This is a genomic window from Denitratisoma oestradiolicum, assembly GCF_902813185.1.
Classification (GTDB): Bacteria; Pseudomonadota; Gammaproteobacteria; order Burkholderiales; family Rhodocyclaceae; genus Denitratisoma; species Denitratisoma oestradiolicum.
Genome location: NZ_LR778301.1, coordinates 2,932,501 through 2,947,636 on the forward strand (window position 1 = coordinate 2,932,501; position 15,136 = coordinate 2,947,636).

Here is a 15,136-nt window from a genome sequence, read left to right on the forward strand (position 1 = left end):
ATCCGCCACCAGACTCCTAGCAGATCGGCCATTACTCCGCCGTGATTGTTTATTCTTCTGAGGTAACTCCCTGCCCGCCAAACCAGGCATCCCGCGCCTTGCGCGCGGTATCGAACAGAATTTCAAGGCCCGGGCCATCAGAACTTGCCAGCAATACTCGAATACGCAACAACTGCGTCAAATAAGCATCCAGCTCAGCCAGCAGGGCCGGTCGATTGGCGAGACAAATATCCCGCCACATTTCCGGATGACTACTCGCGATTCGAGTGAAATCACGAAACCCGCTGGCCGCAAAGCTGAAAAGTTGATCAGCATTCTCCCGATCTGCAATTTCATGTACCAGTGCGTAGGCCAGCAAATGGGGAAGATGACTGACTGCGGCGAAAGTACGGTCGTGTCTTTCCGGCGTCAGATTACAAACTTGTGCACCACAAGCTTCCCAGGCGACACGTACCCTATCCACGCAGGCGGGAGAGTTTTCGGCCAGGGGGGTAAGTACGACTCGCCGCCCCTGAAAGAGCTCTGGCTGTGCCGCTGACGGACCACTTCTCTCGGCACCAGCGATGGGATGCCCGGGTACGAATTGGCCGATCCTAGCTCCCAATGCAGCCCGGGCAGAGGCCACCACGTCGGTTTTTGTGCTGCCGCCATCGGTAATCAGGGTATGGTCCGACAAATAGGGAACCATGGACAGCAGAACAGCCTCCATTTGTCCCACGGGCATACCCAGAAAAACCATATCTGCGTCATTTAACGCATCGCTCCAGTCGGCGCCGATACGATCGATGATCCCCAGGTGTAGCGCGTCCTCCAGAGTCTCGCTGCGACGTCCGAGGCCCACCACTTCACCAACCAGGCCGGCAGCCTTCAAGGCCAAGGCAAAGGAACCACCGATCAGGCCAACGCCACAGATGACAACTTTTTCAAATCGGGCCATGGCGTCCTACAGTACCTTTTCTAGGGCTTCCAGAAAGCGGGCATTCTCCCGTTCCAGGCCGATAGTCACCCGCAGGTGTTCGGGCATGCCGTAGCCGGCGATGGGACGCACAATAATACCCTGTTGTAACAGGCGTTTATTGATACCGGCGGCATCGCCCGCACGGAAAGTAACAAAGTTGCCATGAGACGGAATATGCTCCAGTCCGAGTCGCTTCAAACCGGCCACGATCTGCTCCAGCCCAACCCGATTCAACTCATAGCTCTCGGCTAGAAATAGATGGTCATCCAGGGCAGCATGGGCCGCAGCCAAGGCGAGGTTGTTCACATTGAACGGCTGACGTACCCGATTGAGCAGGTCAGCAACCTCCGGCGAAGCTGCGGCAAAGCCCACACGCAGACCAGCCAGGCCATAAATTTTGGAGAAGGTGCGGGTCACCACCAGATTGGGGAATTCCTTCAGCCAGGCCACAGCATCCACCCGCTGGGTGGGTGGCAAGTATTCATTGTAGGCCTCGTCCAGCACCACGACCACATCCCCAGGTACCCGCCCGAGAAAAGCGCGCAGTTCCGGATAGGGCAGGAAGGTGCCGGTGGGATTGTTGGGATTGGCGATCCAGACCACCCGGGTGTCAGGACGAATGGCTGCCGCCATGGCATCCAGATCGTGTCCGAACTGCCGAGCCGGCACCTCGATGCATTCGGCGCCAACGGTCTGGGTGGCCAGGGGATACACCGCGAAGGCATGACGTGAGAACACGGCGGAACGGCCCGGGGCCAGAAAGGCCCGGGCCGTCAGGTCCAGCACGTCGTTGGAACCATTGCCCAACACGATCTGGTCGTACCCCAGCCCCAGTCGCTCGGCCAAGGCGGCGATAAGCTCGAACTGGTCGGGATAACGCTCGATACCACCGATGGCCTGGGCCACCGCAGCCCGGGCCCGGGGGCTCATGCCCAGGGGATTCTCGTTGGAAGCCAGTTTGACGATACGTTCCACCGGCAGCCCCATTTCCCGAGCCAGCTCGGTGATCGGCTTGCCCGGCTGATAAGGAGAAATGGCACGAATATAGGAGGGTGCCTGGGTGGAAATACTCATGATCTTGCCTCAAAAAGCGGCGCGCGGATAAGAACCCAATTCCTTGACGAAGCCGGCACAGGCCTTCAGCTCCGTCAGAGCTACGGCCAGGGAAGCATCGAGGCGATGCCCCTCCAAGTCCACATAGAACACATATTCCCAGGGGCTACCGCCCAGACCCCGAGCCGGTCTGGACTCAAATCTGCTCATGGAGACACCATGCCTGGCGAAGGTACCCAGCAACTCATAAACAGCGCCGGGGCGGTTCTGGGCCGAACATATAAGGGAAGTCCGGTCCTTGCCCGAAGGACCGGCATCATGATGAGCGATCACGACGAAGCGGGTGGTGTTGTTGGGATCGTCCTCGATGTTGGCCGCCAGGATGGGCAATTCATACAGACTGGCAGCAGCCTCGCCGGCGATGGCCGCACCCTCCATATCTTCGGCCGCCAGTCTGGCGGCCTCCGCATTACTGGCCACGGCCACCGTCGGCACCAACGGCATATTGCGACTGAGCCATTCGTGGCATTGGCCCAGGGACTGGGCGTGGGAATAGACATTCTTCACTGCGGCAGCGGATGCCGCCCGAGACATCAGATTGTGGTGGATGGGCAACGACACTTCTCCACAGATTTTCAGGGACGACGACAGCAACAGGTCGAGGCTGCGTCCCACGGCACCCTCGGTGGAATTTTCCACCGGCACCACGCCGTAATCGGCATTACCCGCCTCCACGGTACGGAACACGTCGCCGATGGCGACACATGGAGTGAAGCTGGGCGCGGTGCCAAAATGTTTCTTGGCCGCACTTTCCGAGTAGGTGCCGGCCGGCCCCAGGTAGGCGATGACGAGAGGTTGCTCCAGGGCCAGGCAGGCCGACATGATTTCGCGGAACAGGTGCTGGACGGCCGCCGCCGGCAAGGGTCCGGTATTGCGCTCGGCAATACCGCGCAGCACCTGGGCCTCCCGCTCCGGGCGGTAGATATTGCCATGCTTGATTTCGCCGATGCGATGGGCCAGTTGCGCCCGCTCGCTGATGAGCCTGAGCAGCTCGTCATCAATGTGGTCGATGCCTTCCCGCAGCCGCACCAGCTCCTTCTGCTCGCCCGCCACGACTTCACGCCTCCAGGGGCAGGTAGCGTACCGCCAGTACGCCCTCGATCCGGGCGATGCCATCAATGACCTGTGGAGTCACCTTGCTATCCACATCCACCAGGGTGTAGGCCATCTCGCCCCGGGACTTGTTCACCATGTTGTGGATGTTGAGCCCAGCCTGGGCCAGAGCTGTGGAAATCTGCCCAACCATGTTGGGCACATTGGCATTGGCAATGGCCAGACGATAGGTCGATTCTCGAGGCATGGAAACATTGGGAAAGTTCACCGCATTCTGGATGTTGCCGTGTTCCAGATAATCAACCAACTGATCGGCCACCATGACGGCGCAGTTCTCCTCAGCTTCCTGGGTGGAGGCCCCCAGGTGCGGCAGAGCGATGATGCCGGGACGGCCATTAATTGCCGCGCTGGGGAAATCGCAGACATAGCGGCCCAACTTTTTCTCAGCCAGAGCCGCCAGAACCGCCGCCTCATTGACAACGCCTTCCCGGGAGAAGTTAAGCAGCACAGCGCCATGTTTCATGGTGCCGATGTTGTCAGCGTTGATCAGATTGCGGGTGGCGTCCACCAGGGGCACATGAAGGCTGATGAACTGGGCGTGCTTCAGAACTTCAGCCACGCTGTGGGCCTTCCTCACCTGTGAAGGCAGACTCCAGGCCGCATCCACGGTGATCTCTGGATCGTAGCCGTAGACGTTCATGCCCAGCTTGATGGCTGCGTCGGCCACCAGACAGCCGATCTTACCCAGACCGATGATGCCCAGAGTCTGTCCCGCCAGTTCGTAGCCGGCGAAGGACTTTTTGCCATCCTCCACCTTCCTGTCCATTTCGGGGTCGGCAGTGTCCAGCTTGGCAACGAAATCCAGGGCACCAGCAATATTCCGGGCTGCCAGCAGCATGCCAACCAGCACCAGCTCCTTCACTGCGTTGGCATTGGCACCGGGTGCGTTGAACACCGGCACTCCCCGCTGGCTCATGGCCTTGACCGGGATGTTGTTGGTGCCAGCGCCGGCCCGACCGATGGCCCGCACGCTGGCGGGGATGTCCATTCCATGCATGTCGGCGGAGCGCACCAGAACAGCGTCCGGTGCCTTGATGTCCTTGCCGGTGGTGTAGCGCTCGGGCAGGCGCTTCAAGCCGGTAGCGGAAATCTGGTTCAGGATCAGAATTTGAAATTGGTTGGCCATGAGATCACCCGTTCTTGGCTTCGAATTCTTTCATGTAGGCCACCAGGGCCTGAACACCCTCGACCGGCATGGCGTTATAGATGGAGGCTCGCATGCCACCCACCGAGCGGTGGCCCTTCAACTGGATCATGTTGCGCTCCTTCGCCCCCTTGAGAAAAGCCTCATCGAAGGACTCATCCTTGAGGGTAAAGGGGATGTTCATGCGGGAACGATCCTCCCTCTTCACCGGGTTCTTGAAAAACTGGCTGTTGTCGAGGAAATCGTAGAGCAGATTGGCCTTCTCGATATTTTTCTTCTCGATGGCCACCAGCCCTCCCTGCTTCTTCAGCAACTGGAACACCAGCCCGGCGATGTAGATGGAATAGGTGGGAGGCGTGTTGTACATCGAGTCGTTGTCGGCGTGGGTCTTGTAGTCCAGCATGGTGATGGGCTTGGGCTGGGCCTGACCGATCAGGTCATCGCGCACGATGACGATGGTGAGGCCGGCCGGGCCGATGTTCTTCTGGGCGCCAGCATAGATCAGGCCGTATTTGGAGACATCGACGGACTTGGAGAGAATGTTGGAGGACATGTCGCAGACCAGAGGCACGTCGCCGGTCTCGGGCACCCAATGGAACTCGACGCCGCCGATGGTCTCGTTGGCGGTGTAATGCACGTAGGCGGCATTCGGGTCGAGCTTCCAGCCGGACTGCGCCGGGGCGTAGCTGAAGTTGGCATCCTCGGCGGAGGCCACCACATTCACCTGACCGAAGGGCTTGGCTTCCTTGATCGCCTTCTTGGCCCATTCGCCGGTATTCACGTAGTCGGCGCCGGACTTGCCCCGCATCAGGTTCATGGGAATCATCGAGAACTGAAGAGTGGCGCCCCCTTGCAGGAACAGTACTTTGTAGTTAGCGGGAATACCCATCAGTTCACGCAGATCCGCTTCGGCCTGGGCGTGAATCGCCATGTATTCCTTGCCGCGATGGCTCATTTCCATCACGGACTGACCGGAACCGTTCCAGTCCAGCATTTCCGCGGCGGCCTGCTGCAGCACGGCCTCGGGCAGAGTGGCGGGACCGGCGCTGAAATTGAATACGCGTGCCATGGTGGATATCACTCCTCTTCGTCGATTTGGGTGGATTCGTCGGATTCTTCGTCGGTCTCAATGACCTTCTCGACGCCGGCCAGATAGGTGCCGTCGTCAAGGTTGATCAGGGTCACGCCCTGGGTCGCCCGACCCAGTTCGCGGATGTCGGTGATGCGGGTACGGATCAGCACACCACCCGTGGAGATCAGCATAATCTCTTCCCGGCTCTCGCCGGTCTGGACCAGAACAGCCGCCACCACCTTGCCGTTACGCTCGGAAGTCTGGATGGCGATCATGCCCTTGGTGCCACGACCGTGGCGGGTGTATTCGGCGATGGGGGTGCGCTTGCCGTAGCCGTTTTCAGTGGCCGTCAACACCGAATAATTTTCGCTATCGGCCACCAGCATGGAGATCACCCGCTGGCCCTCCTCCAGCATCATGCCGCGCACGCCGCGGGCCTCGCGGCCCATGGGCCGCACGTCGTCCTCGTCGAAACGCACAGCCTTGCCGGCGTCGGAGAACAGCATCACATCACAATGACTGTCGGTGATGGCAACGCCGATCAGGTGATCGCCCTCATCCAGGCCTACGGCGATGATGCCGGCCTTGCGGGGGTTGGCGAAGGCGGTGAGGGCTGTCTTCTTCACCGTGCCCAGGGCCGTAGCCATGAAGATATAGTGCTCCTCGTCGAACTCCTTGACCGGCAGTACAGCGGTGATCTTCTCGCCTTCCACCAGGGGGAAGAGATTGACGATGGGCTTGCCTCGGGAAGTCCGGGTACCTTCCGGCACCTCATAGACCTTGAGCCAGTAGACCCGCCCCTTGTTGGAGAAGCAGAGGATGTAGTCGTGGGTGTTGGCGATGAACAGGCGATCGACGAAATCGTCTTCCTTCATGGCTGCCGCTTGCTTGCCGCGGCCGCCGCGCTTCTGGGCCCGGTAGTCGGCCAGGGGTTGGCGCTTGAAGTACCCGCCGTGGGACAGGGTGACCACCATGTCCTCCCGGGCGATCAGATCTTCGATATTGATATCGGCGGTGCTGACCACGATCTCGGAACGACGATGGTCGCCGAACTGCAGCTTGATGGCCGCCAGTTCCTCGCCGATGATGGCGGTGATGCGCTCGGGCCGGGCCAGGATGTCCAGCAGGTCGGCGATCTGGGCCATCACCTCGCGGTATTCGGCGACGATCTTGTCCTGTTCCAGACCGGTCAGGCGTTGCAGGCGCAGTTCCAGGATGGCCTGGGCCTGGGCATCGGAAAGCCGGTAACCCTGCTCCGAATAACCAAACTCCGCCGCCAGGCCATCAGGCCGGGAAGCGCCGGAATCCGTGGCCCGAGCCAGCATGTCCTCCACCAGGGAAGAACGCCAGGTACGCCCCATCAGACCGCGCTTGGCGTCGGCCGGCGTGGGGGCAGCCTTGATCAGGGCGATGATCTCGTCCACATTGGACAGGGCCACTGCCAGACCTTCCAGAATGTGCCCCCGTTCACGGGCCTTGCGCAGTTCGAACACCGTGCGCCGGGTGACCACCTCCCGCCGATGGGAGAGGAAGCAGTCCAGCATTTCCTTGAGACTCAGCAGCCGGGGACGACCATCCACCAGGGCCACCATGTTCATGCCGAAGGTGTCCTGCAACTGGGTCTGCTTGTAGAGGTGATTCAACACCACCTCCGGCACCTCGCCCCGCTTCAGTTCGATCACCACCCGCATGCCGGACTTGTCCGACTCGTCCTGCAAATGGGAGATGCCCTCTATTTTCTTGTCATTGACCAGTTCGGCGATCTTCTCCAACAGGGTGCGCTTGTTCACCTGATAGGGCAGCTCATCGACGATGATGGCCTGACGACCGGAGGGCAGCTCTTCGATATGGGTGCGGGCGCGCATCACCACCCGGCCGCGACCGGTGCGATAGCCCTCATGAACACCGGAAAGACCATAAATCAGGGCGGCCGTCGGGAAATCCGGGGCCTGGACAATACGGATCAGCTCCTCGATATCCGTCTCCGGATTGGCCAGCAGGGTCTGACAGGCGTCGATCACCTCGGACAGGTTGTGGGGCGGGATATTGGTCGCCATGCCCACGGCGATGCCGGAACTGCCATTGATCAGCAGATTGGGCACCCGTGAGGGCAGGATCAGGGGTTCCTGCTCGGAGCCGTCGTAGTTGGGCCCGAAATCGACGGTCTCCTTCTCGATGTCGGCCAGCAGCTCGTGGCCAATGCGGGCCATGCGGATTTCGGTGTAGCGCATGGCCGCTGCGTTGTCGCCGTCCACCGAGCCAAAGTTTCCTTGTCCATCCACCAGCATATAGCGCAGGGAAAAATCCTGGGCCATGCGGACAATCGTGTCATAGACGGCCGAGTCGCCATGGGGGTGGTACTTACCGATCACGTCACCGACGATACGGGCCGACTTCTTGTAGGCCTTGTTCCAGTCGTTGCCCAGCTCGTGCATGGCAAACAGCACACGTCGATGAACGGGCTTGAGGCCATCCCGCGCATCAGGCAACGCCCGCCCCACGATCACGCTCATGGCGTAATCCAGGTAGGAATGGCGCATTTCCTCTTCGAGGCTGATGGGAATCGTTTCTTTGGCGAAGGTGGCGGTCATTATTTTCTGTGCGGCGCCGAGGGCGCGTTATCAGCCTTGCGGGAAGTCGGCGATTCTAGCATGGGGGCCATAGGCCTACAGCCTCCGCCAGGGAGCGTGACACTGGCCAATCTATTGTTGTATCTCACTGAATACTCTGGTTAAATTCAACAATGACAAGCCCCATGCCGCCGCTTCCCGCTGGCCAGCCCATCGACCTGCTGATCGATGCCCGCTGGATCATCCCCGTGGAGCCTTTCCGTACACTGCTCGAAAATCATGCAGTCGCCATCCACAATGGACGAATCCTGGGTCTGCTGCCATCGGACCAAGCGCATGTCACCTACCAGGCCCGACGGCGGGTAAGCCTGAACGAGCACGTGCTCATTCCCGGTTTGATCAACCTGCATAGCCATGCCGCCATGAGCCTGCTACGGGGCTATGCGGATGATCAACCCCTGATGCGCTGGCTCCAGGAGCACATCTGGCCTGCGGAAGGACGCCTTGTATGTGCCGACTTTGTCCGTGACGGCACCCTGCTGGCCGGCGCCGAAATGCTGCGGGGGGGCATCACTTGCTTCAACGACATGTACTTTTTTCCCGAGGCAGCCGCCCAGTCCATCCAACGTCTGGGCATGCGGGCTGTCCTGGGCCTGATTACTCTCGAATTTCCCAGTGCCTATGCCAGCGATGCCTCGGACTACCTATCCAAGGGGCTGGCAACCCGGGACCGTCTGGCCAATACCGATCGTATCGGCTTCACTCTGGCGCCCCATGCACCCTATTCCGTCGAGGACAAAACCTTTGAACGCATCGTCACCCTGGCAGCCCAACTGGATCTGTCGGTCCACATTCATATCCATGAGACTGCCCAGGAAATCGAGGAAAGCATGCGCCTCCATGGTATGCGCCCCTTGGAGCGGCTGCATCGCCTGGGCCTGCTGGGCCCCCATCTGATCGGGGTTCATGCCGTGCACCTGAATGGGCGCGACCTCGCACTCCTGGCCGACCACGGCTGCAGCATCGTCCATTGCCCGACCTCCAACATGAAACTGGCCAGTGGCATCGCCCCCATCACCGCGGCCATGGAGCAAGGAATTCGGGTGGGCCTGGGCACTGACGGCTCGGCCAGTAACAATCGCTGTGACCTGTTCTGGGAAATGCGCCATGGCGCCCTGCTGGGCAAGGTCGCCACAGACAATGCGGCAGCCTTCGACGCCCACACCATGCTGCGCATGGCCACCCTGGAGGGCGCTACAGCCCTGGGACTGGAAAATGACATTGGTTCCCTTCGACCGGGCAAGTGTGCCGACCTCTGCGCCGTGCGGCTCGATGATTGGATACTCCAACCCTGCTTCGATCCTGCCTCCCACCTGCTTTATGCGGCAGGAAGGGAACAAGTCAGTCATGTCTGGGTTCAAGGTGATGAAAAAGTCACAGATGGGCAATTGAATGACACCGATATCAACGAATTGCTCGACATTTCGGCTTTGTGGCAAAATAATGCGCTAATGCAGCGTGGCAACGGGGGCTCCGGCATCCCACCCCAAAGCAACCTGCCTTGACCTTAAACCAATCTCAACAATCAGTTTGTAAATACTAATAAAGGGGTACCCAAATGAAGAATGCCCAGATATCCGTACTGCTTGCCGCCCTGCTCGGTTTGAGTGCCTCCGCCTTTGCCCAGACACCCGGCGTAGACCTCAAGGGTACCGTCGGTTATGTGATCGACCAACGCGGCAATGTAGCCAAGAGTGGCACCGGCCTGTGCTGGCGCACCGGCTACTGGACGCCGGCCATGGCGATCGAGGAATGCGACCCCGATCTGGTGAAGAAGCCGGAGCCTGTCAAGACACGCGCTATTGAGGCCGCACCACCCAAGCCCGCCGCCGAGAAGATCACTCTTTCCGCTGACACCCTGTTCGATTTCGACAAGGCTGAACTGCGTCCCGCCGGCAAGGAGGCTCTGGACGGCCTGGCCACTCAAATCAAGGACATCAAACTGGAAGTGATCATCGCCGTCGGCCACGCCGACCGCATCGGCAAGGATGCCTACAATCAGAAGCTGTCCGAGCGCCGTGCGGCTTCCGTGAAGGCCTATCTGGTGAGCAAGGGCATCGAGGAAAATCGCATCTACGCCGAAGGCAAAGGTGAGACCCAGCCCGTGACCGGAGACAAGTGTGGCAAGAGCGTCGTCAAGAGCAAAAAGCTGATCGCGTGCCTGCAGCCTGATCGCCGCGTCGCCATCGAAGTCATCGGCACCAAGTAATATTTCTTGCCGATCGAGGAAAGCCCTGCCTGGCAGGGCTTTTTTTTTCACGGAACCATCGCCATGAACAAAGTCAACGTCGACCCCCAAGAACTTGCCAAGTTCGGAGAACTCGCCCATCGCTGGTGGGACCCCAACTCCGAATTCAAACCCCTGCACGACATCAACCCCCTACGCCTGGACTGGATTGACAAGGCCGTTGGCCTGTCCGGAAAAAAAGTACTGGATGTCGGTTGTGGCGGCGGCCTGCTATCCGAAGGCATGGCTGCCCGAGGCGCCCAAGTGACGGGTATTGACCTTTCCGACAAAGCCCTGGGTGTGGCCCGCCTTCATCTCCTGGAGAGCCAACTTCAGGTGAATTACCGGGAGGTGGCCGTTGAGGCCCTGGCCATGGAACAGCCCTGTGGCTACGATGTCGTGACCTGCCTGGAAATGCTGGAACACGTCCCCGATCCCGCCAGTGTCGTCCAGGCTTGCGCCAAACTGGTGAAACCCGGCGGCCAGGTGTTTTTTTCCACCATCAATCGCAACCCCAAAGCCTATGTATTTGCCATCATCGGTGCTGAATACCTGCTGAAGCTATTACCACGGGGAACCCACGACTACGCTCGGTTCCTGCGCCCTGCGGAGCTGTCCGGCTGCTGCCGGAATGCCGGGCTCGAGGTCGCTGAAATCATCGGCATGAGCTACAACCCCCTGACCAAAACCTATACCTTGGGACGGGATACCAGCGTCAATTACCTATTGCGCACAGCGCGCAATGATTGAGGCGGTCCTCTTCGACCTGGACGGCACCCTGGTGGATACCGCGCCGGACCTCATCGGCGCCCTCAACCGCTTGCTTCAGGAGGAAGGTCGGGCGCAGCGACTCCCCGGCCCCCTGCGCCGCCACGTTTCCGGCGGCACCCGGGCACTGATCGGCCAGGGCTTCGGACTAAATCCAGGCGATCCGGGCTACGAACGTCTTGCCGAGCGCTTCCTGTCGCTCTATGAACAGCACCTCTGCCATGAAAGCTGCCTCTTCCCCGGCATTCCCGAACTTCTGGAATCCCTGGAAAAAGCCGATATCCGCTGGGGCATCGTGACCAACAAGACCCGGCGCTTTGCCGAGCCCCTGGTACGACAACTGGGTCTCGCCGAACGAGCCGCCTGCGTGGTTTCCGGCGACAGCACTCCCCGTCCCAAACCTCATCCGGACTCTCTATTACTGGCTAGCTCCCTGACCGCAGTTCCCCCACAGCAAAGCCTCTATCTGGGGGACGATCTGCGGGATATCCAGGCCGGCCACGCCGCGGGCATGCATGCGGTGGTAGCGGCCTATGGTTACCTGGGCGATGGGACTCATTACTCGGAATGGCAGGGCGACGGAGTGATTCACCACCCGACAGAACTACCGAACCTGATGAAGACAATGGCAACCGGGAAATAACGACGGGGACCGAAGTCCCCGCCGGCTTTTCTTTGGTAACAAGGCTCAAGCAGCCTCGGCATAGGCCTTAAGCGGCCAGTGCGAAACGCTCATCGTTGGCGTTTGGAGATTTGCTTCATTAACGTCGATCGCCTGACGGGTTGCCTGCTTACCTTCGTTCGCCCTGTCGAAGCCATGGCACCCCCACCTAAAAACACTGCGACACTCGGTGCTTTGCCCTTAGGTGGAGGTGAGGGGAATCGAACCCCTGTCCAGAACGCCTCCAGTTTGCCGGAGTTACAACCATGGGTGGGATTATGGGGGCGCCGGCCCCAAGTTTCAAGGCCTCATTTCCCCGAAGCACAACTCAAAAGGGTTCAATTGCGGGCGTGGGAAAGCTCGAATTCATCCACACCCTCGAAGGACTCGAGTTCCCGGGATATCTTGGAAAGCGGCATCCCCTGGTCCCGCCCTATGGCAATGGCGATGTACCGCCACTCCTGCCGACCGTTGACGAACTGGATGTGAAAAGAGCCTGGAGCCACCTCGTAGCCCCGTAGCCGAGCTTCCCGCTTCAGCACTTCTTCGTTGGGCGAGAACCCTTGATGAAAGCGCAACCTGAGGGCGATGGCCGGACGGGAGGGCAACCATTGCTCCAGTCGGGCGGCCCACATCATCAGGGCAGCGGAAAGCGCTGCCAGAAGAATGGCCGCCGCATAGAAACCCACGCCGACCAGGATGCCAATGGCGGAGGATGCCCAGATCGAGGCCGCCGTAGTCAGACCGCTGATGTTCATGCCCTCTTTCATGATGACCCCAGCCCCAAGGAAGCCGATACCGGTGACGACCCCCTGTATCACCCGGGTCGGATCCGGGGGCAGCATCCCCCCCATCAAGGAGTGCACCCCTGCCCCGGCGCCTGCATACCAGTAACCCGGATAGCCGGTCACGACCACGATGGCGCAGGAGGCCATGCAAACCAGGCCATAGGTGCGCATGCCAGCGGCCCGGCCGTGATAGGAGCGCTCGTAGCCCACCAACAGGCCCAGCAACAAGGCACCGATCAGATTGAAGAAGATGATGATGTTGAGGGCCACTTCCTGATGGGACCAGTAGCGGGCGAGAGATTCGAGAGAGAGCAGGTTCGTGGGCGACATGGGCAGGTGGAAACTTGCAGGATGGCGGAACCCCCACCACCCGATGGCCTTGGTGGGGAATGGAGTGGTGGCGAAGCGTCAGGCGTTTTCCCTCACTCCTCGTCTTCCTTCAGGCGGAAACGTGCCGCCATCTGGGCCTGAGTCTGGGGCGGCACGGCAGCGTAGCGGGCGAATTCCAGGGTATAGCTGCCGCGCCCGCCGGTCTTGGACTTGAGTTGGGACTGGTAGTCGTTGAGTTCGGCCAGGGGGACCTCTCCGGTAATGGCCGCCATGTCGATACCGCGCCGGTCGGTGCCGGTGATATGGCCACGCTTTGACGACAGGTCGCCGGTCAGATCACCGATGGCGGATTCGGGGGCGATCACCTCCACACTGACAATGGGCTCCAGCACGATGGGATTGGCACCGCGAATCGCAGCCACTGTGGCCTTGCGGCCTGCGCTGACGAAGGCCACCTCCTTGCCATCCACCGGATGGGTCTTGCCGTCAAACACCGTGACCCGCACGTCCTCCACTGGATAGCCAGCCACCACGCCGTCGGCCAGAGCCTGGCGCACGCCCTTTTCCACCGCCGGCATGAACACGCCCGGAATGGCGCCGCCCTTGACCGCATCCACGAACTCGAAGCCCTCTCCCCGATCCCGGGGCTCGATGCGCAGATGCACCTCCCCGAACTGACCGGCGCCGCCGGACTGCTTCTTGTGCCGGTAATGGCCTTCGGCACGGCCGGTGATGGTCTCCCGGTAGGGAATGCGGGGCGGCGCGGTATCCACTTCCATCTTGTACTGGCCCGCCATCCGTTCCAGCTTGGATTTGAGATGAATCTCCCCCAGGCCTCGCACCACGGTTTCGTTGCTGCCAGGATGGCGCTCCACAATAAAAGTGGGATCCTCCAGGGCCAGCTTGCCCAGCACATCGAACAGACGCTGCTCGTCGCCCTTGCGTCGGGTCTCCACCGCCAAACCCGCCATGGGTCGGGGAAATTCCAGAGGTGTCAGGTGGATATGGTCCTCGTCATGGGAGTCATGCAGCACACCGTCGAACTCCAGTTCATCCACCTTGGCAATGGCGCCGATGTCGCCCGGCACCAGGGCCTCCACCTCGTTGTAGGCCTTGCCCTGCACCTGATAGAGGTGAGCCACCTTGAAGGCGCGCCGGCCGGAGCCGGCGAAGAGCTGCATGTCCTTTTTCAGGGTGCCCTGATGGACGCGGAAGATCCCCACCTTGCCCATGTAAGGATCGGCTACCACCTTGAACACATGGGCCAGCACATGCTTCGTGGCATCGGCTTGGGCCGCGAAACCCTGCCTGTCCTGACCCGGTTCGCCCTTGTAAAAAGGCGGCGGATTGCCCTCCGCCGGATTGGGGGCGAGGCTGGCCAACACATGCAGCAGTTCCCGGATGCCCGCGCCGGTCTTGGCCGAGACGAACAGGATGGGAATCAGATGCCCTTCCCGCAGTGCCTTCTCGAAAGGCCCATGAAGCGACTGCGGGGAAGGATCGGCGCCCTCTTCCAGGTAACGCGCCAACAAGTCCTCGTCCTCTTCCACCAGTTGATCGATCAGCGCGCGATGGGCGTCGGCCACGGACTCGAAGTCCACCTCGCCGGACTCGTGCTCCAGCACGCCGACCACGTCGCTGGCATGGCCGGTGGGCAGATCCAGCAACAGGCACTGGCGACCGAAACGGCACCGGATATCCTCCACCAGGCCCGGCAGATCGATATTGTCGGCGTCGATCTTGTTGATCACGATCATCCGGCACAGGCCCCGCTCGCCAGCCCATCGCATCATGCGCTCGGTCATCAGCTCGACACCGGTCTGGGCATTGATCACCACCAGAGCGGTATCCGCCGCCGCCAGGGCCGGCACGGCCTGGCCGGCGAAGTCGGGGTAACCGGGCGTATCGAGCAGATGCACCCGGCACCCGTCCCAATCAAAACCGACAACTGCCGAGTGGAGGGAATGCCCAGCCTCCTTTTCCTGGGGGTCGAAGTCGCAGGTGGTGCTGCCCTTGGTCACGGCGCCGCAACTGTTGATGGCCCCGGCGCTGAAGAGCAGCATTTCCGCCAGGCTGGTCTTGCCCGCTCCACCATGGCCCACCAGGGCGACGGTGCGAATCGATTCGGTGGAATACATGGTCATCACGCTCCCCTTGTTTTTCGCTTCGGGCCATTCTACGTCAGCCCCCAGGCGCCACAACGCCTGGCGGCAGGCCGCGACCAAGCCTATAATTTTGCCGTTTAATCCGCCCCGGTGATCCGGGCCAGCAAGTCCCCATCCCTTCGCACCATGTCCCAGCGCAGCCTTCCGTTCACGACACGCCCCCAGCT

12 protein-coding genes and 1 other RNA gene are annotated in these 15,136 nt (G+C 60.8%); 4 read left to right on the forward strand and 9 right to left on the reverse strand.

Annotation, left to right across the window (positions count from 1 at the left end; all coding sequences use genetic code 11):
* Positions 1-49 precede the first annotated feature (49 nt).
* The 6 genes from DENOEST_RS13240 to gyrA are packed head-to-tail and all read right to left on the reverse strand — an operon-like array spanning position 50 to position 7,991.
* Entirely contained in the window at positions 50-937 is an 888-nt protein-coding gene (locus DENOEST_RS13240) for a prephenate dehydrogenase (RefSeq protein WP_145771074.1), read from the reverse strand.
* 6 nt (positions 938-943) lie between these two features.
* Positions 944-2,032, reverse strand: coding sequence for a histidinol-phosphate transaminase (gene hisC / locus DENOEST_RS13245; protein ID WP_145771073.1), 1,089 nt, complete (start codon positions 2,030-2,032; stop codon positions 944-946).
* Between the two features lie 9 nt (positions 2,033-2,041).
* Positions 2,042-3,124 carry a prephenate dehydratase gene (gene pheA / locus DENOEST_RS13250; protein WP_232096507.1) on the reverse strand — a complete coding sequence of 361 codons (1,083 nt, stop codon included), beginning with the start codon at positions 3,122-3,124 and terminating at the stop codon, positions 2,042-2,044.
* A gap of 4 nt (positions 3,125-3,128) precedes the next feature.
* A complete protein-coding gene (locus tag DENOEST_RS13255; protein ID WP_145771071.1) occupies positions 3,129-4,310 on the reverse strand; it encodes a phosphoglycerate dehydrogenase in 1,182 nt (393 codons plus the stop codon).
* 4 nt (positions 4,311-4,314) lie between these two features.
* Positions 4,315-5,397: a 3-phosphoserine/phosphohydroxythreonine transaminase gene (serC, locus tag DENOEST_RS13260; RefSeq protein ID WP_145771070.1), complete on the reverse strand. Its 1,083-nt coding sequence runs from the start codon at positions 5,395-5,397 to the stop codon at positions 4,315-4,317.
* 8 nt (positions 5,398-5,405) lie between these two features.
* Positions 5,406-7,991 carry a DNA gyrase subunit A gene (gene gyrA / locus DENOEST_RS13265; RefSeq protein WP_145771069.1) on the reverse strand — a complete coding sequence of 862 codons (2,586 nt, stop codon included), beginning with the start codon at positions 7,989-7,991 and terminating at the stop codon, positions 5,406-5,408.
* Between the two features lie 164 nt (positions 7,992-8,155).
* On the opposite strand from gyrA, the gene DENOEST_RS13270 reads away from it, so the two are divergent.
* From DENOEST_RS13270 to DENOEST_RS13285, 4 genes are all read left to right on the forward strand, one after another.
* A complete protein-coding gene (locus DENOEST_RS13270; RefSeq protein WP_197970618.1) occupies positions 8,156-9,535 on the forward strand; it encodes a TRZ/ATZ family hydrolase in 1,380 nt (459 codons plus the stop codon).
* 53 nt (positions 9,536-9,588) lie between these two features.
* A complete protein-coding gene (gene ompA / locus DENOEST_RS13275; RefSeq protein ID WP_145771067.1) occupies positions 9,589-10,239 on the forward strand; it encodes an outer membrane protein OmpA in 651 nt (216 codons plus the stop codon).
* Between the two features lie 63 nt (positions 10,240-10,302).
* Positions 10,303-11,007 carry a bifunctional 2-polyprenyl-6-hydroxyphenol methylase/3-demethylubiquinol 3-O-methyltransferase UbiG gene (gene ubiG, locus DENOEST_RS13280; protein WP_145771066.1) on the forward strand — a complete coding sequence of 235 codons (705 nt, stop codon included), beginning with the start codon at positions 10,303-10,305 and terminating at the stop codon, positions 11,005-11,007.
* Entirely contained in the window at positions 11,000-11,668 is a 669-nt protein-coding gene (locus tag DENOEST_RS13285; RefSeq protein WP_170228225.1) for an HAD family hydrolase, read from the forward strand. Before ubiG ends, DENOEST_RS13285 begins: the two co-directional genes overlap by 8 nt.
* On the opposite strand, the gene ssrA is transcribed toward DENOEST_RS13285, so the two are convergent.
* The 3 genes from ssrA to fusA form a co-directional block, all read right to left on the reverse strand.
* Positions 11,666-12,004: a transfer-messenger RNA gene (gene ssrA / locus DENOEST_RS13290) on the reverse strand. The genes DENOEST_RS13285 and ssrA overlap by 3 nt on opposite strands.
* 20 nt (positions 12,005-12,024) lie before the next feature.
* Positions 12,025-12,804 carry an MgtC/SapB family protein gene (locus tag DENOEST_RS13295; protein ID WP_145771065.1) on the reverse strand — a complete coding sequence of 260 codons (780 nt, stop codon included), beginning with the start codon at positions 12,802-12,804 and terminating at the stop codon, positions 12,025-12,027.
* Positions 12,805-12,896: 92 nt separating this feature from the next.
* On the reverse strand, positions 12,897-14,942 hold the full coding sequence (fusA, locus tag DENOEST_RS13300; protein ID WP_197970619.1) for an elongation factor G: 2,046 nt from the start codon (positions 14,940-14,942) through the stop codon (positions 12,897-12,899).
* Between the last annotated feature and the right edge of the window lie 194 nt (positions 14,943-15,136).